At 66.6% G+C, this 629-nt stretch carries 1 protein-coding gene; it reads right to left on the bottom strand.

Annotated elements, in window-relative coordinates:
• The coding region (locus tag ACLJQZ_RS48595; RefSeq protein WP_410628520.1) for a helix-turn-helix domain-containing protein at window positions 1–539 on the bottom strand (539 nt) is incomplete at its 3' end.
• Window positions 540–629 lie beyond the last annotated feature (90 nt).

Raw genomic sequence — 629 nt, forward strand, 5'->3', positions numbered from 1 at the left:
CCGTCAGTGGGCGGCCGGTCGTAGAGGTCGAGGATGCGGGTCTTCTTCGGTATGAAGTCCGGGTCTTTGCTGGCTTTCCAGGTCTTCGTTGCCTGCCAGGACACACCTTCCTTGCGCAGGATCTGCCGGACGGTCTCGGTGCTCACCCGGAGCCAGGCATGCTCGGCCAGGTACTCGACGAGCTTGGTCAGGCTCCAGGTGGTGAACGGCAAGCCCAGCTCGGTCGGTTTGCAGGCGGCGATGCGGCAGATCTGCTCACGGGCGACCGGCCCGAATTTAGGTGGTCGGCCGCCCTTCCATTTTGGGGACAACGCCGCGAACCCCGAGGTGTTGAACGCGTGGATCACCTCCCGCACATAGCCCTCGGTCGCGGCGAACATCGCCGCGATCTCCCCTGCGGACCGGCCTTGCGACGAGGCCAGCACGATCCCGGACCGCCGCAGCCGCACCCGATCCCGGGTCGACCTCGTGATCTTGACCAGCCGCTGCGCTTCTTCGGGCTCCAGCGACCGCGCGAACACCTCCGGCTGACGCGCCATGGCTCACCTCCACCGGCCAGCCTGGCGATCACCGGCCCGGATGTCCACGCGACACGGTTACCACGTCAACGTTCCTTGACGAGGCACTAG

The organism is Amycolatopsis sp. cmx-8-4 (genome assembly GCF_046548675.1).
Classification (GTDB): domain Bacteria; phylum Actinomycetota; class Actinomycetes; order Mycobacteriales; family Pseudonocardiaceae; genus Amycolatopsis.